The organism is Flavobacterium sp. A45 (genome assembly GCF_002001005.1).
GTDB lineage: Bacteria > Bacteroidota > Bacteroidia > Flavobacteriales > Flavobacteriaceae > Flavobacterium.
Map to the genome: position 1 here is coordinate 22,101 of NZ_MUNX01000058.1, position 22,207 is coordinate 44,307.

The 22,207-nt window shown below is 33.7% G+C and carries 27 protein-coding genes and 1 pseudogene; 14 read left to right on the forward strand and 14 right to left on the reverse strand.

The genetic code is table 11. The annotated features are described in order from the left end of the window. Positions 1 to 99 precede the first annotated feature (99 nt). Positions 100 to 210 (reverse strand): annotated as a pseudogene (locus tag B0E44_RS19000) (tRNA (uridine(34)/cytosine(34)/5-carboxymethylaminomethyluridine(34)-2'-O)-methyltransferase TrmL); the annotation flags it as partial. Positions 211 to 320: 110 nt separating this feature from the next. On the opposite strand from B0E44_RS19000, the gene B0E44_RS04215 reads away from it, so the two are divergent. Then, the gene (locus B0E44_RS04215) at positions 321 to 818 is read left to right on the forward strand and encodes a hypothetical protein (RefSeq protein ID WP_077370953.1); all 498 of its coding nucleotides are present in this window, start codon (positions 321 to 323) and stop codon (positions 816 to 818) included. On the opposite strand, the gene B0E44_RS04220 is transcribed toward B0E44_RS04215, so the two are convergent. Both B0E44_RS04220 and B0E44_RS04225 read right to left on the reverse strand, forming a co-directional pair. After that, positions 805 to 1,257, reverse strand: a complete 453-nt coding sequence (locus tag B0E44_RS04220) for a tRNA (cytidine(34)-2'-O)-methyltransferase (protein WP_077370954.1) — start codon at positions 1,255 to 1,257, stop codon at positions 805 to 807. The genes B0E44_RS04215 and B0E44_RS04220 overlap by 14 nt on opposite strands. A 26-nt stretch (positions 1,258 to 1,283) precedes the next feature. Beyond that, positions 1,284 to 1,859 (reverse strand): pseudouridine synthase, encoded by a 576-nt coding sequence (locus B0E44_RS04225; protein WP_077370955.1) that lies wholly within the window; start codon positions 1,857 to 1,859, stop codon positions 1,284 to 1,286. 166 nt (positions 1,860 to 2,025) lie between these two features. Between B0E44_RS04225 and B0E44_RS04230 the strand changes: the two genes are divergently transcribed. Continuing rightward, positions 2,026 to 2,391, forward strand: coding sequence for a hypothetical protein (locus B0E44_RS04230; RefSeq protein WP_254423241.1), 366 nt, complete (start codon positions 2,026 to 2,028; stop codon positions 2,389 to 2,391). 112 nt (positions 2,392 to 2,503) lie between these two features. On the opposite strand, the gene B0E44_RS04235 is transcribed toward B0E44_RS04230, so the two are convergent. From B0E44_RS04235 to B0E44_RS04250, 4 genes are all read right to left on the reverse strand, one after another. After that, on the reverse strand, positions 2,504 to 4,087 hold the full coding sequence (locus tag B0E44_RS04235) for a hypothetical protein (protein WP_077370957.1): 1,584 nt from the start codon (positions 4,085 to 4,087) through the stop codon (positions 2,504 to 2,506). A gap of 10 nt (positions 4,088 to 4,097) precedes the next feature. Beyond that, positions 4,098 to 4,643, reverse strand: coding sequence for an RNA polymerase sigma factor (locus B0E44_RS04240; protein ID WP_077370958.1), 546 nt, complete (start codon positions 4,641 to 4,643; stop codon positions 4,098 to 4,100). 19 nt (positions 4,644 to 4,662) lie between these two features. Further along, on the reverse strand, positions 4,663 to 4,986 hold the full coding sequence (locus B0E44_RS04245; RefSeq protein WP_077370959.1) for a hypothetical protein: 324 nt from the start codon (positions 4,984 to 4,986) through the stop codon (positions 4,663 to 4,665). A gap of 92 nt (positions 4,987 to 5,078) precedes the next feature. Further along, on the reverse strand, positions 5,079 to 5,942 hold the full coding sequence (locus tag B0E44_RS04250) for a protease complex subunit PrcB family protein (protein WP_077370960.1): 864 nt from the start codon (positions 5,940 to 5,942) through the stop codon (positions 5,079 to 5,081). A 185-nt stretch (positions 5,943 to 6,127) separates the two neighbouring features. On the opposite strand from B0E44_RS04250, the gene rmuC reads away from it, so the two are divergent. From rmuC to B0E44_RS04270, 4 genes are all read left to right on the forward strand, one after another. Continuing rightward, positions 6,128 to 7,498 carry a DNA recombination protein RmuC gene (gene rmuC / locus B0E44_RS04255; protein ID WP_077370961.1) on the forward strand — a complete coding sequence of 457 codons (1,371 nt, stop codon included), beginning with the start codon at positions 6,128 to 6,130 and terminating at the stop codon, positions 7,496 to 7,498. 6 nt (positions 7,499 to 7,504) lie between these two features. Further along, positions 7,505 to 7,870: a 6-phosphogluconate dehydrogenase gene (locus B0E44_RS04260; protein ID WP_077370962.1), complete on the forward strand. Its 366-nt coding sequence runs from the start codon at positions 7,505 to 7,507 to the stop codon at positions 7,868 to 7,870. 4 nt (positions 7,871 to 7,874) lie between these two features. Further along, entirely contained in the window at positions 7,875 to 8,423 is a 549-nt protein-coding gene (locus B0E44_RS04265) for an acyl-CoA thioesterase (RefSeq protein WP_077370963.1), read from the forward strand. Positions 8,424 to 8,586: 163 nt separating this feature from the next. Then, the gene (locus B0E44_RS04270; RefSeq protein ID WP_077370964.1) at positions 8,587 to 9,126 is read left to right on the forward strand and encodes a YceI family protein; all 540 of its coding nucleotides are present in this window, start codon (positions 8,587 to 8,589) and stop codon (positions 9,124 to 9,126) included. A gap of 30 nt (positions 9,127 to 9,156) precedes the next feature. Here B0E44_RS04270 and B0E44_RS04275 read toward each other — a convergent pair whose 3' ends face one another. Then, positions 9,157 to 10,068, reverse strand: a complete 912-nt coding sequence (locus B0E44_RS04275) for a TIGR01777 family oxidoreductase (RefSeq protein WP_077370965.1) — start codon at positions 10,066 to 10,068, stop codon at positions 9,157 to 9,159. 118 nt (positions 10,069 to 10,186) lie between these two features. Between B0E44_RS04275 and B0E44_RS04280 the strand changes: the two genes are divergently transcribed. From B0E44_RS04280 to B0E44_RS04315, 8 genes are all read left to right on the forward strand, one after another. Then, a complete protein-coding gene (locus B0E44_RS04280) occupies positions 10,187 to 10,846 on the forward strand; it encodes a TetR family transcriptional regulator C-terminal domain-containing protein (protein WP_077370966.1) in 660 nt (219 codons plus the stop codon). Further along, positions 10,846 to 12,153, forward strand: coding sequence for an AarF/ABC1/UbiB kinase family protein (locus B0E44_RS04285; RefSeq protein WP_077370967.1), 1,308 nt, complete (start codon positions 10,846 to 10,848; stop codon positions 12,151 to 12,153). Before B0E44_RS04280 ends, B0E44_RS04285 begins: the two co-directional genes overlap by 1 nt. Before the next feature lie 4 nt (positions 12,154 to 12,157). Continuing rightward, positions 12,158 to 12,292 (forward strand): DUF2256 domain-containing protein, encoded by a 135-nt coding sequence (locus B0E44_RS04290; protein WP_077370968.1) that lies wholly within the window; start codon positions 12,158 to 12,160, stop codon positions 12,290 to 12,292. An 8-nt stretch (positions 12,293 to 12,300) separates the two neighbouring features. Then, complete coding sequence (locus B0E44_RS04295) at positions 12,301 to 13,785, forward strand: cryptochrome/deoxyribodipyrimidine photo-lyase family protein (RefSeq protein WP_077370969.1); 1,485 nt, start codon at positions 12,301 to 12,303, stop codon at positions 13,783 to 13,785. 17 nt (positions 13,786 to 13,802) lie between these two features. Next, positions 13,803 to 14,087 (forward strand): TIGR03643 family protein, encoded by a 285-nt coding sequence (locus B0E44_RS04300; RefSeq protein WP_077370970.1) that lies wholly within the window; start codon positions 13,803 to 13,805, stop codon positions 14,085 to 14,087. A gap of 13 nt (positions 14,088 to 14,100) precedes the next feature. Then, positions 14,101 to 14,784, forward strand: a complete 684-nt coding sequence (locus B0E44_RS04305; protein ID WP_077370971.1) for an SDR family NAD(P)-dependent oxidoreductase — start codon at positions 14,101 to 14,103, stop codon at positions 14,782 to 14,784. A gap of 20 nt (positions 14,785 to 14,804) precedes the next feature. Beyond that, positions 14,805 to 15,416 (forward strand): GTP cyclohydrolase I FolE, encoded by a 612-nt coding sequence (gene folE / locus B0E44_RS04310; protein WP_243412109.1) that lies wholly within the window; start codon positions 14,805 to 14,807, stop codon positions 15,414 to 15,416. Positions 15,417 to 15,545: 129 nt separating this feature from the next. Beyond that, a complete protein-coding gene (locus tag B0E44_RS04315; protein WP_077370972.1) occupies positions 15,546 to 16,964 on the forward strand; it encodes an SDR family oxidoreductase in 1,419 nt (472 codons plus the stop codon). On the opposite strand, the gene B0E44_RS04320 is transcribed toward B0E44_RS04315, so the two are convergent. The 6 genes from B0E44_RS04320 to B0E44_RS04345 are packed head-to-tail and all read right to left on the reverse strand — an operon-like array spanning position 16,965 to position 22,187. Next, positions 16,965 to 18,260: a deoxyribodipyrimidine photo-lyase gene (locus B0E44_RS04320; RefSeq protein WP_077370973.1), complete on the reverse strand. Its 1,296-nt coding sequence runs from the start codon at positions 18,258 to 18,260 to the stop codon at positions 16,965 to 16,967. Beyond that, positions 18,260 to 18,721 (reverse strand): SRPBCC family protein, encoded by a 462-nt coding sequence (locus B0E44_RS04325; RefSeq protein WP_077370974.1) that lies wholly within the window; start codon positions 18,719 to 18,721, stop codon positions 18,260 to 18,262. The genes B0E44_RS04320 and B0E44_RS04325 overlap by 1 nt, the downstream gene beginning before the upstream one ends. Further along, on the reverse strand, positions 18,708 to 19,397 hold the full coding sequence (locus B0E44_RS04330; RefSeq protein ID WP_077370975.1) for a lycopene cyclase domain-containing protein: 690 nt from the start codon (positions 19,395 to 19,397) through the stop codon (positions 18,708 to 18,710). The genes B0E44_RS04325 and B0E44_RS04330 overlap by 14 nt, the downstream gene beginning before the upstream one ends. A gap of 1 nt (position 19,398) precedes the next feature. After that, a complete protein-coding gene (locus B0E44_RS04335; protein WP_077370976.1) occupies positions 19,399 to 19,839 on the reverse strand; it encodes a sterol desaturase family protein in 441 nt (146 codons plus the stop codon). A 36-nt stretch (positions 19,840 to 19,875) separates the two neighbouring features. Then, a complete protein-coding gene (locus tag B0E44_RS04340) occupies positions 19,876 to 20,715 on the reverse strand; it encodes a phytoene/squalene synthase family protein (protein WP_077370977.1) in 840 nt (279 codons plus the stop codon). Then, on the reverse strand, positions 20,712 to 22,187 hold the full coding sequence (locus B0E44_RS04345) for an NAD(P)/FAD-dependent oxidoreductase (RefSeq protein WP_077370978.1): 1,476 nt from the start codon (positions 22,185 to 22,187) through the stop codon (positions 20,712 to 20,714). Before B0E44_RS04345 ends, B0E44_RS04340 begins: the two co-directional genes overlap by 4 nt. Positions 22,188 to 22,207: the final 20 nt, after the last annotated feature.

The window sequence follows — 22,207 nt, forward strand, 5'->3', positions numbered from 1 at the left end:
AAAGAGATTTAAGACCTAACATTGTCTATCTCAAATATATGAAATTTCCTTTAAAAAAATAGATTTTCTTTACTACAAATAGATTTTAAACACCTCATATTAAACACCTAACCCAATTTCTCTCTTTGCTTCTCCAACAACGAAAGTAATCGAATTGGCAATATTAAAACTTCTGATTAACGGGGACATAAGAATGGTCAGATGGTTTTTGATATCATATTTAAGGATGATTTTTTTTTTCGAAAAGGAAAAAGGAAAATTTACTTTCAAACAAAACCATCACAGTTGTTTATCTTTGTAAGAGTCGTAAAAACCTAGAGATGAAATACTTTCTTAAAATAACCTTGTTTTTTTGGATTGTCGTAAGTTCGGCACAGACAAAGTTGGAACTGACACCTAAAGGGTTTGCTCCTCTGGAAATAGAAATGCCCAATCAGCCTATTAATAAGTTAATAGAGCAATCTAAAGAATGGGCACGGTATTATAATGAAAAGGGTTCAGATGTTTTTGATGTTACTGAAAATTCCTTAACCATTGAAGCTCGCTATGAAAATGCTTATTACTACTGGAATTTAGCCGTAAAATATAATTTTGACATCAAATACAGCCTTAAAATTGTGTTTGGAGAAAATCAAAAATATACCCTTACATTTACTGTAAAAGAAATTTATACCGATAGGGTACTGATGAAGACTACGGTAGTCGATTTTTTTACTTCTGAAGGTAAACTCAAGGAAGATTTCAAAGATTCTAAACCTTCATTGGAAAACACCGTAAATAGAATTATAAAATCTTATATCAATTTCATAGCCCAATAATCTGTCTCTTCGCTTCTCCCACTACAAACGCAACGGAATTGGCAATATTAAAACTTCGAATTAATGGTGACATGGGAATGGTCAAATGATTTTCGAATAATGCTAAAACTTCGGCACTCAAACCTACACTTTCCTTGCCAAAAACCAACCAATCCCCATCTTGAAATTGATTTTCCAAATAGGACTTTTCGGCATGAGAACTCATCAGAAAAACTCTAGATTTATCCGGAATTTGAGACATCCATTCGGCTACATTTTGATATTCTGTTACATCAAGGTGCACCCAATAATCAAGTCCAGAACGCTTTAGGTTTTTATCATTAATAACGAAGCCAAAAGGATGTATTAAGTGCAAACGGCTTTCAGTACCTACACAAAGACGACCAATATTTCCAGTATTATTAGGTATTTCGGGTTCTACGAGAACAATGTTTAACATAATTATTTGTTTAATCGGTAATTTGTTTATTCGTTTAATTGAAAATTAGAAACCTCCAAAACTTCACCAGCTTGCAAGTCATTTAAAAGTACGTTTCCTATTCGGACTCTTACCAATCTTAGGGTAGGAAAACCAACGGCTGCCGTCATTTTTCGTACTTGGCGAAACTTTCCTTCATTGACCGTGATAGACGCCCAAGAAGTAGGACCGTGACGCTCGTCCCGAATCTTTTTGCCTCTTGCTCCAAAATTAGGAATCTCGTTTACAATAAAAGCTTCACAGGGTTTGGTTGTATATTTTGTGCCATTAAAACCAATTTCGACACCATTTTTCAATTGTTCTATTGCTTCGGGAGTAATAATTCCATCGACTTGCACATAGTATTCTTTGTCTACTTTTTTACTTCGAATGATTTCACTCATTTTCCCATCGGTTGTCAATAAAAGTAAACCTTCCGAATCTTCATCAAGTCGACCAATAGCCATTGTTCCGGCAGGAAAATCATGTAATTCACCCAAGAGTTTTTTCTTGCGTTTCAGTTCATAAATAAATTGGCTTAAATAACCGTAGGGTTTGTGAAGGACGAAATGATGGTGGGACATTCTAGATTTGTTTTGTGAGTACAAAGATAGATTTGTTTTTGGAGTATTAAAAAAGACCACTGCACATTTCATTCTTTAAACCCAATGCTATGTTAATTGATTGAATTACTGCAGATAAAAGCGTATCATTATAATAATTATAGTATTAACACCAAAATATAACGATATGGAAAGTAATAATTTAGGTTCAAAAAAAACCAATAGCAAGCAAAATTCTGACACGCAACCAACTGATAAAAACTTGAATTCAGAAACATCAAAACTTAAAGAAGAAATAGAAATTGATAGCCATGGAAATGAAAAAATAGTACAAAGAGCTCGGAATATTGAAGGTACCACTCCAGATCTTCCCGAAGAAATAGATAAAGATCAACTAGAAAAAAAGGGTTTGAACCGTGGAGTTTTAACGGAAAAAGACACTAAAAAAACACTAGAAAATAGAGATCGAAATTCTGACATAACACCCGATCGGTATCCAAACTCAAATCCAGACAATCATATTGACAGAGGGAATCAAAAATTGGATGAATAAAATGTATTTAAAAAATTAATTTAAAATACAAAATGCTAGATTTTGCAGGAGCATCTAGCATTTTGTATTATTCACATCAAAAATAAAATAATATTGTAGCTTTTTTGTAAAATTAAAAATTAACATTCAAACCTACATTAAACATCCATTGAAACTGATTGAATGATTGGTTTTCCAACGGATTTATATAATAATTCATTCCGGGTTCAATGAAAAACTTGGTCTTTTTAAAGAGTTCATACTGCAAGGTACTGCTCAATAAAGTTCCGTAAACAAATTCGTTTACATTTTTGTTTTCCCCAATGGAACTTCCATTCAAAGCAATATCATTTGAAATTAACTTCCCTACAAAACCTCCCGTATTCATACTAATATTTGCTTTCTTATTACTCAAAATAGCATACGAAACCTCCAATGGCATTTCGAAATACTTCAAATTTTGTGTTACATCTCCTTTTTCGAGACCACTTACATTTTTAGAATTAGAAGAAAATAAATATTCCTCATTTTTTGAAATCGATACAAATTGATAATTGGTTGTTGAATTAGGCACATACTTATCGTTGGTCAGAGGAAGTAAACCAGAGGCAGCTCCATACAAGTTTTGCTTATCGTAATAAGAAACTCCAGCAATTTTTTGTCCCAGTTCATTGATTTTAAACCCCGAACTTACTCCCCATTTTTTGTTCAGTTTATAATTCGTCTTCACGCCATAACCATTAGACTGTTGTGAAGCTACAGCATATCCTAATGCCTTTTCGTTATTATAATTTTGGGAACTCATAACCCCAGCAAAAACTTGAAGAGACCATTTATCAATGCTTTCAGAAACCTCTTTTTTCTTTATTTTGTCTTTATCCTTTTGTACTAAAGCCTTCTCCAATTGCGCAACTTCTGATTTTATTTTGCTTAAAGAATCTTTTGATTTTGTGTTTTCTGCAATTCCTTTATTGCTGTTCAATCCTGAAACATCATTATCTTGGTTACTTACTATAGCTTTTTTACTGGTATTTGATGGGCTAACTTGAACTAATTTGTCATTTACTAATTCTGGTTTTGAAATTGTATTATCTGCAATTCCTTTACTCTTATTAGCTTCTAAAACAATACTTTTTTGATTATTAACTATACCGTTTTTACTTGAATTTGGATTACCAACCTTAGCAGATTTATTAATTTGTAATTCAGATTTAAGAATAACAGAACTTGAATTTTGATTTGAAGCTATAGCATTGGACTGGGATTCATTCATAACAGTTTGAATCATTCCATTGTTTTTCTGGGGATTCAAATTTTTAGTTTTAGAAGAATCTTTTATTTTAAAAGAAATACTCGAAACGGTTGTTGTCGCTACTGGATTATTATTTAAATTATCATTTTTAATTTCTTTTGCCTTGCGATTATCTTGCTGAATGTTGTTATTTTCTTCATTTGAATCCTTTTGCAAAACAACTTCATTCGCATTATTTTCCACATTCAATTCAATACCATTTCCTGGATTGGAATTAAAATACAAAATAGTTGGAACAGAAAGTCCAACTACTAAACTAGCAGCAATTGACCACCAAATAATGGCTCGTTTCTTCTTTTTAGGTTCGTCTAATTGTGCTTCAATTTTATCCCATAATTCGGGAGGCGGAATACTGGAGTAGTTTTCCAATGAAGAAAAAATAGATTTTGCTTCTTTATTTTTCATGCCTTGCTTTTTATGCTGTTTTAAAATTTAATACAACCAAAATTCTTTTTTTCAAAATACTCTTGGCTCTATTCAGATTGGATTTTGATGTACCTTCTGAAATTTGAAGCAATTTTGCAATCTCTTTGTGCTTCATTTTTTCGAAAACATATAAATTAAAAACCATCCGGTACTGGTCGGGTAATTCTTGAATGTATTCTAATAATTTTTCTTGTTCAATGGGAGCCAATTCCAGTTCTTCTTCCTCAATTACATCGGTATCAAAAACATCTAAGAAGAGCACATCTTTTTTCTTTTTCTTTAATGTTTCAAGCAATTTATTGATAAAAATACGCTTGATCCAACCTTCAAAACTTCCTTCAAATTTGTATTGCCCCATCTTTTGAAAAGCAATTACAAAAGCTTCTTGAAAAACATCCTTGGCGTCATCTTCATTTCGCATGTATTTAAGACATAGCCCATATAAAACAGGAGAAAACAACTGATAAATTTTCAGTTGTGCTTCCCGGTCGTTATCGACACATTTTTTTATAAATAGTTCTATGTTTTCTTCCAAGAAATAAGTATTAAACTCGTTATTTTTTTCTTTTAGTTACATTATAATTGGCAAAAGCAATTGGATCATTAAATCCTTCTTTTTTATTATCTAAGAATAATTCATCATTGCTGTAAATTTCCAAAATATCATCTACAAAAATAGGGTTTACTTTTGTTGTATTATCAAATTTATTTTTGGCAGTCTCGACTGGTGTAAATTCTCCTTCATCAGTAAAAATAAAAATTTTCCAAGCCCAACTATCCATTATTTCTTTTTTGGTTTTTGAATCAAAACCAGCGTCATCATTAGCACATGAACAGAAAGTAAGCGCTATAAGAATTATACAAATAAATTTTTTCATTTCACAAGTATTAAATGTTGATGCTGGTTTTTATATTCAATTCTAATTTATCAATCGAAAAAAAGTAATCGTTTCGATAACCAATCATAGTATTATGATTTTGTTTTTAATTGCACTATTTTGTCCTGAATCACCTTCTTGAATGCAATAACATCAGCCGTTTGATCTGTTGTATTATCAGTATCCAAATAAATTTTGGTGACAACTCCACCTTGGCTCCACTCAAAGTAAACACCGCCTTGATCATGTGCATCTGGAGAACCCAATATTTTGGTCTGTCCTTTTAAGTTTTTTATTTCGGCTGGTATTTTTGAAAGAAAACCAGCATAATCATCTTTAAAAATTAATGCTTTATAATTAGTTTGGTTAAACTCAGCAGGAAAATTATTCACTGTTGGATATTTAGTTACTTTGTGATTTTCGACTTTATAAAACTGATAGCAGTCTGCCCCAGTACATTGTCCGAAATAAGTACCAACAATAGCATAATCAATATCTGTACTTACTTTGGAGAACAAAATAGGCTTAGTTGATTTTGGAAGTACAATATATTCTGCAGGATACGTAATTGCCTGAAGCACCACTTCATTAGCACCAGGCACTTTTTCAGAATACTGAACCAGAATTTGGCAGTCATCTTCAATTACAGATTGGATTTTTATATCATAGCCGGATGTAGGTTTCGGTCCTGCCAAAAGCCCTAACACTCTCTTCTGAGTAAAATCAGGTAAAGCACTAACATCGCAAGCAGCAAAATGCTTTTGCAGTTCTTCATTGGAGTTTATAAGCACATAAATTGGTTTTGTTGGATTCTCTTTTGGCTGTCCGCAATATTTAAAATTCTCATAAGTTACATTTCTGACATCGCCACAGTTTTGGGCGTTATCACTATCAATCGGATCGGAACAAGAATAAAAACTAAGAGCCGTAAGAGCTATTAAAATAAAACGTTTCATATTTACTTTTTAATTAATTTATATACTATTAAGATGGTTCATTCCAAAAATGGTTGCGTGATGACATAAAAAAAATAAATTGTTGATTTAGTATTGGATTTCTAATAATTCGTGAAATTTCATTTTTTAAAATTAAGTACTACGTATTAATGCGTACTTTTACATTTTAAAAAAAAGAAATATCTATGTTAACAATTCTTCCTTTATTAGTGGTTTTTATTATCGCGCTTACAATAGGCGTTTTCATTGGCAAGCTCCTATTTTCTGCTCGATTTCAATCGGAAAAAGTAAGTCTGGAAGAAAAATTAATCGCGCTTAATTCTCAATTAAACCAACAGAAAGAACAGTTTTTATTAGATAAAAACACATTCGAAAAACAACTGGAAGTATCTAATTCTGAAAAGGAAAATATCCGAAATGAGAAAGACAGTCTAGCCATTCAGCTTTCTAAAAAAGAAGTCGATTTTGAAAATCTTTGGGAACGCAACAAGGAACAAAAAGAAGAAGTCGAGAAACTTCAGGAGAAATTCACCAAAGAATTTGAGAATCTTGCCAATAAAATATTAGACGAAAAATCGAATAAATTTACAGAGCAAAACAAGGAAAACATGAAAAATATCTTGTCCCCGCTACAAGATAAAATTCAGTTATTCGAAAAGAAAGTCGAAGATACCCACAAAGAAAGCATTGATTATCATGCTGCATTACGCCAACAAATTTTAGGCTTACGTGAAATGAATATTCAAATGAGCAAAGAAACCATCAACTTGACCAAAGCATTAAAAGGAGACAGTAAAATGCAAGGAAATTGGGGAGAACTGGTACTAGAACGTGTCCTTGAAAAATCAGGATTGGAAAAAGGACGCGAATATGAAGTACAGCAAAGCCATACTACAGAAGAAGGAAATCGTGTTTTTCCGGATGTTGTCATCAATCTTCCTGATGGAAAAAAGATGATTGTCGATTCTAAAGTTTCACTAACAGCTTATGAAAAATTCATTAATGAAGAAGATGAAAATTCAAAGAAAACCTTTTTAAGAGAACACGTCAATTCGATAAAAAGCCACGTGGATCAATTGGGAAGTAAAAATTATCACGATTTATACCAGATAGAAAGCCCTGATTTTGTTTTGCTTTTTATACCCATGGAACCCGCTTTTGCATTGGCACTCAACGAAGACACAACCTTATACAACAAAGCATTCGAAAAAAACATCGTAATTGTCACCCCATCTACTCTATTGGCAACTTTACGCACAATTGACAGTATGTGGACAAACCAAAAACAGCAAGAAAATGCCTTTGAAATAGCCAGACAAGCTGGTGCCTTGTATGATAAATTTGAAGGTTTTGTCGCTGATTTAATAAAAATTGGTAAAAAAATCGAAGAGAGTAAAGTAGAATATCAAGGCGCTATGAATAAACTCGTGGAAGGAAAAGGAAACCTCATCACAAGTGTCGAAAAACTCAAGAAAATGGGTGCCAAAGCTAAAAAAGCACTCCCTGACAGTATTTTAAAAAGAGCTGAAGCAGATGAAAATTCCCTTTTAAATTAAAATAATATGAGAAAAATTTTGGCCGTAATTGTAGCATTAATAGGTATTGGATTCCTATGTTACTTTGCATTTATCTATTATGTAACCGTTAGTGAAGGCATTCGCTCTGGAGAATTAATCCGATTAAGTCATAAAGGTGTTATCATAAAAACATGGGAAGGAGAATTGAGCCAAGGAATCTCTGGGGCACAAATTTTCAAGTTTTCAGTATTGGATAGCGACAAAGAGGTGATTGAGCAAATGAAGACCTTGCAGGGCCATTATGTCAAACTCACTTATGAAGAAAAATACAGAACCTTTTTCTGGTGGGGAGAAACTAGATATTTTATCAAAACAATACAAAAAGAAAAATCCCCTTTTAACCAAAACTAAACCTATGGAGAAAATATACAAAACAGTTGCTTCATCTCATGTCAGCATTTCCCAACTTATGTTGCCTTCACATACCAATTTTAGTGGAAAAATTCACGGTGGATTTGTCTTGTCCCTATTAGACCAGATTGCCTTTGCCTGCGCTTCCAAATTTTCTGGAAATTATTGTGTTACTGCCTCAGTGGATACAGTAGATTTCCTGAAACCTATTGAAGTGGGTGAACTTGTAACAATGAAAGCATCTGTTAATTATGTTGGAAGAAGCTCTATGATTGTAGGGATTCGCGTTGAGGCCGAAAACATCCAGACAGGTAATAAAAAACATTGTAATTCTTCTTATTTTACTATGGTTGCAAAAGACAATGAAGGCAATAGCGTTCCCGTTCCAGGTCTAATTCTGTCTAACTTTGAAGATGTAAAACGTTTTTGTAATTCATTAAAACAGATCGCCCTGAAAAAAGAACGTGAGTTACACGAAGAAGAGTTTAATTACACATCAAAAGAAACATTGGAAGGACTAAAAAAATACAACATACAGATTAATTTGGATTAGTTTTTTTCTTAAAATACTAAGAATAATACTTACTGAAAATCTATTTAAAAAGCCAATATCGAAAGAATTAATCTTTTGATATTGGCTTTTTTTTGGCGTAACTTTAAGAGTATTGTCGTAAAAAAAAACGTAACTTTAGATTAAACCTTTAATAGAAAAAATTATGAAAAAATTTACTCTATTAGTCTTATTTTTTGTCTTATACCCTATTAGTGCCCAAGAAAAATTAAGTACCTCAAAATGTACTATTTACTTCGAAGCTTCTGTGCCTTTATTCGAAGCCGTTGAAGCAAAAAACGATGTTGTGGACTGTACACTAATTCCAGACAAAAGCCAAATAACCTTTACTGCTGTCATTAAAAATTTTCAATTCAAAAGAGATTTAATGAAAGAACATTTCAATAGTAACTATATGGAAAGTGACCGCTATTCTAAAGCTGTTTTTAAAGGGATTATCGAAAAATTTGATTTGAAAATTGTAACCGAAACCGAAAAAGTCTTTCAGATAAAAGGAAAACTAACAATCCATGGTCAAACCAGGATGATTACTGTAAAAGCTAAAATTAAAAAAGTAGAAAATGGAATCCATATAAACTCTCATTTCACATTAAACACTGACGACTTCAATATCGAAATTCCAAGTATTGTCATTGCCAAAATATCAAAAAATGTAAATACCAAAATCGATTGTATTTTGAATTAATTTTTTGAGTAATTAGCATTTAATAATTAGCTAACTCAAACAATCTTTTAGTGCCTTTTTGAGATTTTTGAATTGAAACCTAAAACCCAGTTTTTTTATTTTATCAGAAGAAACTCTTCTTCCCGTCAAAACAATGTCAGCCATTTCACCCATTCCTATTCGGATTAAAAAAGCTGGAACTTTCGGCAACCACATTGATTTACCAAGAGAATTAGCCAATGCTTTGGAGAAAGATAAATTAGTAGTACTGTCGTTGATGGTAGCATTGTACGCCCCAGACATCTTATCGTTTTCAATTGCTTCGATATACATCATGCACAAATCGTGTATGTGAATCCAAGGCATATATTGTTTCCCTGATCCCAAAGCACTACCTAAACCTCGTTTAAAAATTGGAGTAAGTTTTTTTAATATTCCTTCATCTTTACCTAAAACCAAACCGGTTCGAATTTTTACGGTTCGAATGCCTAAACCTGCCATCAAATCAGCAGATTTTTCCCATTCTTGACAAGTCACTCCAATAAAGTCATTGGCTGGCAAGGTGTTTTCAGTACAAATGCCTTCTCCGTTAATCGCACCATAAAAACCTATTCCTGAAGCCGACACAAAGGCTTCAATTCGTTTATTGTGTTTTTTCAAAACGTTATAAATCAATTGAGCTGATTGTGTTCTGCTATCTTTGATTTCAGCTTTTCTCGTGGTAGTCCATTTTTTTTCGGCAATATTCTCTCCTGCCAAATGAATAATATAATCGGCATTGAGCACAGCGGCTTCTTCAATATTTTGACTAGATACATCCCAAATATAATAGGTAACTCCATCTATATTTGGTTTACTATTTCTTGTAAGTACTGAAACAGAAAAGCCTCTTTCCAACAATATTTTGGTCAATTTTTTACCAATAAATCCAGTACCTCCAGTTATTAAAACATTTTGCTTCATTACTTTATAAATTAGGGGCAATCAATTAAAACTATACAAATATAAGTTAATGTTTTGTTTAGCATTATTAATAATAAGTTAAACATTATTACCTTTATACACAAATAAAACTTAAAACATGGCAACTAAAAAAATAAATTTATCCAAAGACCTCATTGTCTCAATGTATATGAACTATACTTTAGAACATAATGAAAAACCAAAGTCTGTATTTCATTTTTCCAAAGTGAATGGTTTTACAGAGGCTGAATTCTATACATTTTTTGGCACACTGGAAAGTATCGAAAAAGAAATATTCAACATCTTTTTTGACAAAACAATCGAGCTATTGCAGAAAGACGATAATTACGAAAGTTACGATATGAAAACCAAACTGCTGAGTTTTTATTTTACTTTCTTCGAATTAATTACCGCTAATAGAAGCTACGTCATGATGACTTTGAAACAGCATCAAAATCAACTAAAAAAACTAATGATTTTGTCCGAGTTTAGAAATAAATTCAAAGACTACATCTCAGAAATAATCACAGATGATTTCCGCATTAAAATTGAAAAACTACAGCAATACCAAGAAAAAGTATTAACCGAATCGTTTTGGTTTCAATTTTTATTAACCATGAAATTTTGGATGGAAGATGCTTCTCCTTCGTTTGAGAAAACAGATATCTACATCGAAAAATCGGTTAAGGTTTCTTTCGAATTAATTGATATAACGCCCATTGACAGCCTGATTGATTTTGGAAAATTCATTTTCAAAGAAAAAATAAAAAACAAATAATGAAAACAATAGACTACATCCCAACTTCCAAAATCGAAAGAGCTTCAAAACTAGTACAAACCGGCGCCAAAGTTGGTGTTAATTACTTGAAATATTATGGAGAAAAAATGGTCAATTCTGATTTGACCCGTGATAAACTCAATGAAAACAATGCAGAAGATATTTATGATGGTTTGAAGAGTTTAAAAGGAAGTGCTCTCAAAGTCGCTCAAATGCTGAGTATGGACAAAAGTTTCCTGCCGCAAGCTTATGTAGAGAAATTTTCGCTGTCACAGTTTTCAGTACCTCCGCTTTCGGCTCCATTGGTTTTGAAAACGTTTAAAAGTAACTTAGGGAAAACACCTTATGAAATTTTTGACGAATTTAATCCTAATTCAGTCAATGCGGCGAGTATTGGCCAAGTGCATATTGCTGTGAAAAACGGTAAAAAACTGGCCGTAAAGATTCAATATCCGGGCGTTGCCAATAGCATTTCTTCGGATTTGGCTTTGGTAAAACCTATAGCTATCCGAATGTTTAATTTACAAGGCAAAGACTCCGATAAATATTTCAAGGAAGTAGAGGACAAATTGATTGAAGAAACCAATTATTTACTGGAACTGAAACAAAGTCAAGAAGTCGTTGCCGCCTGCAAGAAAATAGAGCATTTGGTTTTTCCTGAATATTACCCCGAGTTCTCGTCCGAGAAAATCATTACGATGGACTGGATGACAGGAATTCATCTTTCTGAATTCACTGCTATAAACAAAAATCGCGAATTAGGAAACCAACTCGGACAAGCTTTATGGGATTTTTATATGTATCAAATTCATATTTTGAGAAAAGTACATGCCGACCCGCATCCTGGTAATTTTTTGGTTAACGATAACAATCAGTTGGTTGCATTGGATTTTGGCTGCATGAAGAAAATTCCGAATGATTTTTACATTCCTTACTTTGAATTGGTAAACCCAAAAATACTCGACAACCCGCAATTGTTCAACAAGAAACTTTTTGAACTGGAAATTCTAAGAGCAGATGATTCTGCAGAAGAAATTGTCTATTTCACTCAGATGTTTTATGATTTATTATCACTTTTCACCCAGCCATTTCAAGGAGAAACATTTGATTTTTCGGATGCTGAATTTTTTGGAAACATTGCACAGCTCGGAGAACGTTTTTCAAAAGATACCAACTTAAAAAAAATGAACGGCAACCGGGGTTCCAAACATTTTATCTATATGAACCGTACCTTTTTTGGACTGTACAATCTATTGTTTGATTTGAAAGCCAATATTATAGTGAATCAATATAAAAAATACGAGTAGCGATTTGAAGAAATCAGAATTACCGTCTAAAATATGTTTGGTGTGTAAACGTCCTTTTAATTGGCGTAAAAAATGGGCGACCGTTTGGGATGACGTGAAATATTGCAGTGAAAGATGCAGGAGAAATAAAAGCCATTAATCGAAAAAATGAATACTTATAAAAGTCATATCAATATTGTTTGGTTCAAAAGAGATCTCCGTTTACAGGATAACGAAGCCATTTTCAATGCCATTCAATCCAATAAACCAACCTTGTTATTGTATGTTTTTGAAAACTCATTACAAAATGATGGTCATTACAGCGAAAGACATTGGGACTTTATCAAACAATCTATTAAAGACATCAACCAACAGCTTGCTCCTTTAAATACTAAAGTCTTAAGCGTTTCGGGCGAAGTGATTTCAATTATCAATTCCATCCAGGAAATTTACAAAATTGACACTGTGTTTTCACATCAGGAGACTGGCATAAAAATTACTTATGAAAGAGACAAATCCTTTAAACGCTTTTGCAAAAACAATTTAATTATCTGGAAAGAGAACATCAATAATGGCATTTTTAGAGCATTAGAAAATAGAAAAAACTGGATAAAACTTTGGGAAGATTATATGAATTCCAAACAATTTCCTTTTGAAGCAGCTTCTCAAAATTTCTTATCCCTAGAAAGCATCCTCTTTTTAGAAAACAGTTTTGAAACCGTTTCATTGCAAACCATTCCAAATGATGTTTTTCAAAAAGGAGGAACTAATATGGGCAATAAGTATTTGGAAAGTTTTTTTTATGATCGTTATCAAGATTATAATCGCAATATTTCGAAGCCATTATTAGCAAGAAAAAGCTGCAGCCGGTTATCTCCTTATATTGCCTGGGGAAATTTATCCTCAAGACAAGTATTGCAGCAGGCAGCCAATTTTCGATTAACTAGTAACAACAAAAAACAAATCGACTCCTTTGTCTCAAGATTGACATGGCAAGCCCATTTTATTCAAAAATTTGAAATGGAAGAAATCATGGAATTTGAAAGCGTCAATAAAGGATTCCATACTTTGAAAAAGAAAACAAATCATTCTTATATCCAAGCTTGGCAAACAGGACAAACAGGATTCCCAATAATAGATGCCTGTATGCGATGCCTAAACCAGACTGGTTATTTGAATTTCAGAATGCGAGCCATGGTGGTTTCCTTTTTTACCCATAATTTATGGCAGCCTTGGCAGGAAGCAGCACCCCATTTGTCACAAATGTTTCTGGATTTTGAACCTGGAATTCATTATCCGCAACTGCAGATGCAAGCGGGTGAAACTGGAATTAATATGTTGCGTATTTATAATCCGCTAAAAAATAGTTTAGAGCATGATCCTAATGGAGAGTTTATAAAAAAATGGGTTTCAGAGTTACAAAATCTGCCTATTCCCTTTATTCACAATCCTTCTAAAATGACATTTTTAGACCAAAAGTTTAGCAATTTTGATTTGGGCGTGGATTATCCAAAACCAATAGTTAATATAGAGAGAACTAGAAAACACGCGAGCGATTTTTTGTGGAATATGAAAAAGAATCCGCTGGTGAAAGAAGAAAATAACAGAATCTTAAAATTACACACTATGGCCGATGTCGGAGATAGTGACTAATACCAAAATCGTATAGGATGAATTTACAAATTACACTAACACCAATAGAAATAGACCGAATTATAGAAATGGCTTGGGAAGACAGAACCACTTTTGATGCCATTCATATACAATTTGGCTTAAAAGAACAAGATGTTATCGATCTAATGCGTGCCGAAATGAAGCCGTCAAGTTTCAAAATGTGGCGCGAACGTGTGCAAGGCCGGAAAACAAAACACGAAAAATTAAGAAGCTTTCAAGAAGGCCGATTCAAATGTTCGAGACAAAGACAAATCAACAACAATAAAATTTCAAAAAGATAATTCAAAAAAAAATATGCGAAACATAGTAATCATTGGCGGAAGCAAAGGAATTGGAAGCGCTATCCTATTGCAGCAATTGGAAAAAAACAAAGTGTATAACATCAGCCGAACTGCTCCTGATATTACACATCCTAACTTAATTCATTATCCCATTTCAATTCTTGAAGATGATTTACCCGAAATTGAAGCCGTAGATGTTCTTATTTATTGTCCTGGTTCGATTACGCTGAAACCCATTTTGAGTTTAAATCTTGACGATTTTAGAAATGATTTTGAAATCAACGTTATTGGTGCGGTAAAAGCTATTCAGAAATATTTACCTGCCTTAAAAAAAGGAAATAATCCGTCAATTGTATTATTCAGTACTGTTGCCGCCAAATTAGGAATGCCTTTCCATGCCAGTATCGCTACTGCTAAAGCAGGAATTGAAGGATTGGTAAAATCCCTTGGTGCCGAATTGGCTTCGGTGGTTCGCATAAATGCAATCGCTCCTACAATAACCGAAACTTCGCTTTCGGCAAATATCCTCAGAAACGATCGCATGAAAGAAAATATGATGGAACGCCACCCGATGAAAAATTATTTAAAACCCAGTGAAGTTGCCGAAATGGCAAATTATTTAATATCAGAAAATGCCAAATCTATTTCGGGACAAGTTTTTGAAATGGATTATGGAATCGTAAGTTTTAAAATTTAATAAAAAAACAGCAAAAAAAGATGATAAAAGAAATGAGAAGTTACGAGAAAATCGAACAATACGACACCGAAATAACAGAACAGCTAGCCCAAAACTATAAAAAAATTATTGGTGATCTCGGCGAAGACGTAACGAGAGAAGGACTCGAAAAAACTCCTGAAAGAGTTGCAAAAGCAATGCAGTATTTAACACACGGCTATGAATTAGATCCGTTAAACATATTAAAATCGGCATTGTTTTCTGAAGACCACAAACAAATGATTGTAGTAAAAGATATAGAAGTATATTCGATGTGTGAACACCACATGCTGCCCTTTTTTGGTAAAGCCCATATTGCTTACATCCCCAACGGAAAAATTGTTGGCTTAAGTAAAATCCCAAGAATTGTCGATGCTTTTGCCAGAAGAATGCAGGTACAAGAGCGATTGACCGACCAGATTAAAAATTGCATACAAGAAGCATTGAATCCGCTTGGTGTTGCCGTTGTCATCGAAGCACAACACATGTGCATGCAAATGCGTGGAATTCAAAAACAAAATTCGGTAACAACAACTTCTTCTTTTACAGGTGCGTTCGAAAAAGATAAAACCAGAAAAGAATTTATAAGTCTCGTTTCAAACAAATTGAGTTAAATCATAAAACAAAACCAATAACAAATAATTTATCCGCCACGAATATTACTCCTAATCCGTAAAATTCGTGGCTTTTTTTAGAAGGCATTATTAACGGTAAAGTTCTAATAAAATTAATATCAATAAAACATGAAAATTCTTTTAACAGGAGCAACAGGTTATGTAGGCAAACGACTTTTACCTATTTTGGTGGAACAAGGTCACGATATTATTTGTTGCGTGCGGGATAAACAGCGCTTTTTTTGTCCAAAAGAATTTGAAAAAAATGTAAAAGTCATAGAAGTTGATTTCTTAAAAAAAGAAACTTTAGAAAACATTCCCAAAGATATTGATGCCGCTTATTATCTGATTCATTCCATGTCGGGATCGGCTAGTAATTATGATGAATTAGAACGTATTTCAGCTGAAAATTTTGTAGAACGAATTAATAAGACGAATGCCAAACAAGTCATTTATTTAAGCGGTATTGTCAATGATCAATCGCTTTCCAAACACCTATCCTCACGAAAAGCGGTAGAAGAAGTTTTAAATACGGGAACCTTTGCCACAACTACATTGAGAGCAGGAATCATAGTAGGATCTGGTAGTGCATCCTTTGAAATCATTCGGGATTTAGTTCAAAAATTACCCGTAATGGTTACCCCAAAATGGCTTAATACCAAGTGCCAGCCCATAGCCATCGCCGATGTTTTGGAATTTTTGACAAAATCACTCTTGAATCCATCAACATACAACCAAAGTTTTGACATTGGTGGTCCCGATATTCTCACTTACAAAGAAATGCTTTTAGGCTTTGCCAAAGCCATTCATCTCAAAAGGTATATTTACACTATCCCCGTAATGACACCTAAATTATCTTCTTATTGGCTGTACTTTGTTACCTCAACCTCCTACAAACTAGCATCTGCTTTGGTGAGCAGTATGAAAGTCGAAGTTATTTGCCGTGACAATAGCATCAATTCAATTTTGAATATTACCCCTATGTCTTATGAATTGGCATTATCCAAAGCCTTGGTCAAAATTGACAATGATACTATCGCTTCAAGTTGGAAAGATTCTATGGTAAGCGGTCAATTTATTGGAAATGTCGGTGACTATCTTAAAGTCCCAAAGAAAAACTGCTTTATCGACCGAAGAAAAATGGAAATCCAAGACAGAGCCTTTACTATTAACCAAATTTGGTCCATTGGCGGTGAAACCGGTTGGTATTACGGAGATTGGCTGTGGGATTTACGCGGATTTATTGACAAACTTTTTGGAGGTGTCGGTTCGCGAAGAGGACGCACCAACAAACACGACATTCACGCTGGTGATGCATTAGACTTTTGGCGGGTTTTGTATGCCAACAAAGACGAAGGCAAACTCATTCTCTATGCCGAAATGAAACTGCCTGGTGAAGCCTGGCTCGAATTTAAAATCATCAACAATACTTTATACCAATCCGCTACTTTTAAACCCGAAGGTATTTGGGGGAAATTGTATTGGTATTTCGTTTTGCCTTTTCACGGGTTTATTTTTAATGGAATGCTTCAAAAGTTGATTCGATAATCATTTTAAAATTCCTGCTTTATATGTAGCGATAGCTCGGTCTCGTGCAAATGCGTGATCAACCATGGGTTTACCGTAACCCAAATCAAATTCCGGAATCCATTTGCGAATGTAAATTCCTTTTTCATCAAATTTTTTGAGTTGAATATCAGGATTAAAAACCCTGAAATAAGGTGCCGCATCACAACCCGTTCCTGCCGCCCATTGCCAGTTACCAACATTGGCCGACAAATCATAATCCAACAGTTTTTCGGCAAAATAGGCTTCACCCCATTGCCAATTGATGAGTAAATGTTTGCACAAAAAACTAGCCACTACCATACGTACTCTATTGTGCATATAACCCGTTTCATTGAGCTGGCGCATTCCTGCATCTACCATTGGATAACCCGTAGTTCCAGTACACCATCGCTTGAAATCTTCCTCATTGTTGCGCCACTGAATTCCATCATAAGCTGATTTGAAATTATGACTAACTACTTTTGGAAAGCTAAACAGAATCTGCATGAAGAATTCCCGCCATATCAATTCACTCAAAAAAACATCGTTTTTTCGAGCCGCCCAATTGACTAATTTTCGAATACTGACAGTTCCAAAACGCAAATGTGGTGACAAATACGAAGTGCTGTCAATAGCCGGAAAATCTCTTGTTTCGTGGTAATTGGAAATCTGAGTAAGGTTATGTGGAATTACTTTTATATTGCTCTCTTCGAAATCTATTTGTTGTAAAGTGAGAAAATAAAAATTGCTTTTGCAAAAATTAGAAAAGTAACTTTTGGTATCGTATTCTACAAGCGGAGCCATAGATCTGTATTTTTCCAGCCATTTATTTTTGTAGGGTGTATAAATAGTATAAGGCAAACCATCGGACTTGGTGATTTCGAGTTCCTCAAAAACAACTTGATCTTTAAAAGAAAAACAAGCTGCATTATTTACTTTTGCCAGTGCCTCGATAGCCAGATCTCTTTTGACAGCATACGGTTCATAATCTTTGTTGAAGAAAACTTCCGAAATGGAAAACTCTTGAAAAAGAGATTCCCAAACTGAAGTTGTTGTTCCGTTTTTGATTAAAAGTGAACTCCCAATAGCATTGAGTTGTGCATTTATTTTTTGGAGTGATTCGTGTATAAAACCTACACGTGCATCATTTTTTGACAAACTGTTCAAAATATCCGTGTCAAAAATAAACAATGGAATGACTGGATATTTGGACTGCAAAGCATGAAACAGCGCTACATTATCTTCAAGACGCAAATCGCGCCGAAACCAAAAAATAGTAACTTGCTGTTTATCCATTATTTTGAATTAAAGAGTTCGTTAACTTTTTGACAACGGTAATCAAAGATTTCATTCAGTTTATTTTTGACGATTAAAGCATTTACAATTCTTCCTAAAAAACCAAATGGCAATGCATAATGCACTACATCGGTCATTTTGACGCCGCTTGGAGTGGCTTCAAAAAAATGTTTATGATGCCAAAAGCTATATGGCCCAAAACGCTGGTCATCTATAAAATAAGCTTTGTCTTTGACTTGTGTAATTTCGGTAGTCCAATTTAATTTTAATCCCAAAAGTGGCGAAACTTTGTATTGAATAATTTGCCCTGCATACATCGATTGGTTGTCAAAATCGGTAATTTCGAATCCCATCGACTCAGGAGTTATCTTTTGCAAATTTCTTGGACTGGAGAAAAATTCCCAACATTCATCTAAAGTCGCATTAATATGCTGAACGGTTTCTTTTTTATATACTTTCATTTTTTCTTTCCATTATTTTCATCAAAACTAAACTCATCAACAGCATTGTAAAAGCATAACCAACATCTTCGACAGGTATAGTTCCCAATCGAATGCTTAAATTTTCGTCATTATTATAAAAAACAACTGGTTCATCTATGAAACTCCCAGTAAGGATTCCATTCACTATTAAAAAAGGAATCAAAATGATTAAAAAAGTAATAAAATAAGTTTTTAAAATCGTAGGAAACTTAAAAACGGCTATCGTTAAAACTAAAATAAACACACTAAAATTGACAAAAGTGTACCATTTATCAAAATTCAATACTGTTACCGAAACAATGAGGATCATCAAAAACCAATAAATCTTTTTTACTGTGGTATCGCTTAAACCTACATTGGGCAAAAAGTATTGAAAAGAAAAATGAATAAATATACTGGCGTAAGGAATACAAATAAAAAAAAGCCACTCCTCTATTGGCAAACCAAAAAATTCTATCCCGGAATGATATCTTGGATTGAAGCTCCAAACTCCCATTTTGGTAAAAATAATATCCCAAATAATAAAAAATAATGCCGTAATAATCAAAGAAGGAAAAATCACTTTCCAACGCTTACTGTATTTCATTCTTTTTTCGAAACTATACAGAAACGGAATTAAGAAGGAAGCTATATTTAAAAAAAGATATAAAGACATACTAAATTTTATAATATTTGAAAGGTACGAACAGCATTCCGAAACATTCTCCGTGCTGTTTCCCTAAATGTTTGTGATGCACTTTGTGAGCTTTCCGCAACCCAATCAAATACTTGTTTTTACTGTTTTTGAACCACTTAAAACGCTGATGTATCAAAACATCATGTATCATAAAATAGCAAAATCCGTAGGCAGTTATTCCAAGTCCAATAAAAAACAGATAATTCATACCCTGCTGTACTCCAAAATAAAAAAGAACAATACTTGGAACGGCAAAAATTACAAAGAATATATCATTTCGTTCAAAAGTATGAGCATATTTTGGCTGATGATGATCGGCATGAAAATACCACATGAATCCATGCATAACGTATTTATGCGTGAGCCAAGTAACACATTCCATACATAAAAAAACACCTAAAAAAATCAAAAAGGAAACCATATTCTTTTTATTGAATTAAAAATTTATGCAGTTTTTCTATACTAATTTCAACTTGTAAGATACGAAAGACTGCGCCAACAATCCTGCTTTGGAATAATTGGAAACCCTAATTCTGGAATTTCCAATTTCGTGACATGGTGTCTGCTCCAGTTTTTTGAGCAGTTTTTTGTAATAAACGTAAGCCGTGTACACTCCAAACTTCGCTTCCAAAGGTAATTTTATAATTCCTTGATAGGCAATTCTAAAATCTTCTTCTATTTCCTCGATAATTGCTTTTTTCGACTTTTCATCGAAGGATTTTAAATCGATACCTGGAAAATAATTACGATTTAATAGTAAATTATCGTCCTTTAAATCTCGCAGGAAATTTACTTTTTGAAACGCAGAACCCAATCTCATAGCTTGGTCTTTTAGCTGATTGTATCTGGCCTCATCGCCTTTAACAAAAACTTTGAGACACATCAATCCCACTACATCGGCTGAGCCATAAATGTATTCGTTGTATTCTTCTTTGCTGTGATAATCAGATTTGATTAAATCGAGTTTCATACTTTTGAGAAACGATTGTATCATATCATCCGATATGTTATACTCCTTTACTGTTTGCTGAAACGAATTCAAAATTGGATTCAAACTGATACCTGATTTCATGGCTTTGTAATATTCGGCTTCAAAATCATTAATCAGATTTTCTTTGTCGTAACCGTGAAAAGAATCCACAATTTCATCGGCAAAACGCACAAATCCATAGACGCTGTAAATGGCATCACGAATGCTGGGCGCCAACATATAAACCGCCATAGAAAACGAAGTACTGTAATTTTTGGTAACCAATTTACTGCACTTAAAGGACACATCGTCAAATAATTGCTTCATACGTTATGATTTAAAAGTTGTTTATCTATTAATTCTGATACCAGTTTTCCGGAAATCAATGCTGGAGGAACACCTGGACCAGGAACGGTTAACTGCCCAGTAAAGTAAAGGTTTTTCACTTTGGAACTTTTTAATTTTGGCCTCAAAAAGGCTGTCTGCAAAAGCGTGTTTGCCATTCCATAAGCATTTCCTTTGTATGAGTTGTACTCCGAAACAAAGTCATTTTTACAAAAAGACTGTTTATATATGATACTGCTTTTTACCGTTTGCTGGGTCAAAATTTCGAAACGCTCTATTATTTTATCAAAATATTGATTTCTTAACTCTTCAGTATCTTCTATTCCGGGAGCAAGCGGTACAAGAAAAAAGCCTGATTCCATACCCTCGGGAGCGGCCGTTTTATCTGTCAATGATGGAAAGTTAGCGTAAAACAAAGGTTCTTTAGGCCATTGCGGTTCATCGTAAATTGCTTTGGCATGCTTTTCAAAATCGACATCAAAAAACAAAGCGTGATGCGAAATGTTTTTTATTTTTTTATTGAAACCAACATAAAACAATAAAGAAGATGGTGCAAAAACTCGGCTCTCCCAATACGTTTCTGAATAGGCACGATGCTCTATATCCAATAAGGTTTCGGTATGATGGTAATCGGCACCACTCAAAATAATATCCGATGGTATTGTTTTTCCATTGACTACAATTGATCGAGCTATTTTACTTTGAACATTTATTTTTTCAATATTAGCATTGGTTACAAAAGTAACACCCAACTCTCTCGCTAGACTTTCAATAGCTCGAACAACATCAAACATACCCGTTTTTGGATGCCAAGTACCCAAACCAAAATCCGCATAATTCATGAAACTATAAAACGAAGGCGTATCGGATGGCTTTGCTCCAAGAAACAAAACGGGAAATTCCAGTATGTGAATGAGCCTTTCATTTTTAAACTTCTTTCTAATATCTTTACTGATATTGCTAAAAAACTGACCGATTTTCTTGGCAGTTTCAAGAGTTACTAATTCTAACGGAGATACACCGGGACGATATACTAATTCTTTGATGGCGATATCATAATTACTTTTGGCTTCATACATGAACTCCTTCAAAACTTGACCGCTACCTTTTTCGATAGCATCAAAATCAGCTACAATTTGTGGCAGATTATCAGCAATTGCTATAAAATCATCAATTCCGTAATAAACTCTGTAGGCTGGTGAGAGTTTTACAAGCTCGTAATAGTCAGTTGTTTTTTTGCCAAAATCAGCAAAAAAACGTTCAAAAACATCGGGCATCCAATACCAGCTCGGCCCCATATCAAAAGTAAAACCACTGGCTTTTAATTGCCGGGCTCTACCTCCTAATGATGCATTTTTTTCATATACTGTTACCTTATGACCACTTTTGGCCAAATAGCAAGCTGCGGCCATTGCCGAAAACCCAGAACCTATTATTGAGATTGATTTTTTCATTTGTTTAACAAATGTACAAA

Coding starts and splice junctions, on each gene's coding strand:
- B0E44_RS04320 (WP_077370973.1), bottom strand. CDS start 18,260: ATGGATAAACAGCAAGTTACTATTTTTTGGTTTCGGCGCGATTTGCGT.
- folE (WP_243412109.1), top strand. CDS start 14,805: ATGATAAAAGAAATGAGAAGTTACGAGAAAATCGAACAATACGACACC.
- B0E44_RS04315 (WP_077370972.1), top strand. CDS start 15,546: ATGAAAATTCTTTTAACAGGAGCAACAGGTTATGTAGGCAAACGACTT.
- B0E44_RS04305 (WP_077370971.1), top strand. CDS start 14,101: ATGCGAAACATAGTAATCATTGGCGGAAGCAAAGGAATTGGAAGCGCT.
- B0E44_RS04300 (WP_077370970.1), top strand. CDS start 13,803: ATGAATTTACAAATTACACTAACACCAATAGAAATAGACCGAATTATA.
- B0E44_RS04345 (WP_077370978.1), bottom strand. CDS start 22,187: ATGAAAAAATCAATCTCAATAATAGGTTCTGGGTTTTCGGCAATGGCC.
- B0E44_RS04295 (WP_077370969.1), top strand. CDS start 12,301: ATGAATACTTATAAAAGTCATATCAATATTGTTTGGTTCAAAAGAGAT.
- B0E44_RS04280 (WP_077370966.1), top strand. CDS start 10,187: ATGGCAACTAAAAAAATAAATTTATCCAAAGACCTCATTGTCTCAATG.
- B0E44_RS04260 (WP_077370962.1), top strand. CDS start 7,505: ATGAGAAAAATTTTGGCCGTAATTGTAGCATTAATAGGTATTGGATTC.
- B0E44_RS04335 (WP_077370976.1), bottom strand. CDS start 19,839: ATGGTTTCCTTTTTGATTTTTTTAGGTGTTTTTTTATGTATGGAATGT.
- B0E44_RS04265 (WP_077370963.1), top strand. CDS start 7,875: ATGGAGAAAATATACAAAACAGTTGCTTCATCTCATGTCAGCATTTCC.
- B0E44_RS04245 (WP_077370959.1), bottom strand. CDS start 4,986: ATGAAAAAATTTATTTGTATAATTCTTATAGCGCTTACTTTCTGTTCA.
- B0E44_RS04215 (WP_077370953.1), top strand. CDS start 321: ATGAAATACTTTCTTAAAATAACCTTGTTTTTTTGGATTGTCGTAAGT.
- B0E44_RS04285 (WP_077370967.1), top strand. CDS start 10,846: ATGAAAACAATAGACTACATCCCAACTTCCAAAATCGAAAGAGCTTCA.
- B0E44_RS04230 (WP_254423241.1), top strand. CDS start 2,026: ATGGAAAGTAATAATTTAGGTTCAAAAAAAACCAATAGCAAGCAAAAT.
- B0E44_RS04225 (WP_077370955.1), bottom strand. CDS start 1,859: ATGTCCCACCATCATTTCGTCCTTCACAAACCCTACGGTTATTTAAGC.
- B0E44_RS04270 (WP_077370964.1), top strand. CDS start 8,587: ATGAAAAAATTTACTCTATTAGTCTTATTTTTTGTCTTATACCCTATT.
- B0E44_RS04250 (WP_077370960.1), bottom strand. CDS start 5,942: ATGAAACGTTTTATTTTAATAGCTCTTACGGCTCTTAGTTTTTATTCT.
- B0E44_RS04235 (WP_077370957.1), bottom strand. CDS start 4,087: ATGAAAAATAAAGAAGCAAAATCTATTTTTTCTTCATTGGAAAACTAC.
- B0E44_RS04220 (WP_077370954.1), bottom strand. CDS start 1,257: ATGTTAAACATTGTTCTCGTAGAACCCGAAATACCTAATAATACTGGA.
- B0E44_RS04325 (WP_077370974.1), bottom strand. CDS start 18,721: ATGAAAGTATATAAAAAAGAAACCGTTCAGCATATTAATGCGACTTTA.
- B0E44_RS04340 (WP_077370977.1), bottom strand. CDS start 20,715: ATGAAGCAATTATTTGACGATGTGTCCTTTAAGTGCAGTAAATTGGTT.
- rmuC (WP_077370961.1), top strand. CDS start 6,128: ATGTTAACAATTCTTCCTTTATTAGTGGTTTTTATTATCGCGCTTACA.
- B0E44_RS04275 (WP_077370965.1), bottom strand. CDS start 10,068: ATGAAGCAAAATGTTTTAATAACTGGAGGTACTGGATTTATTGGTAAA.
- B0E44_RS04330 (WP_077370975.1), bottom strand. CDS start 19,397: ATGTCTTTATATCTTTTTTTAAATATAGCTTCCTTCTTAATTCCGTTT.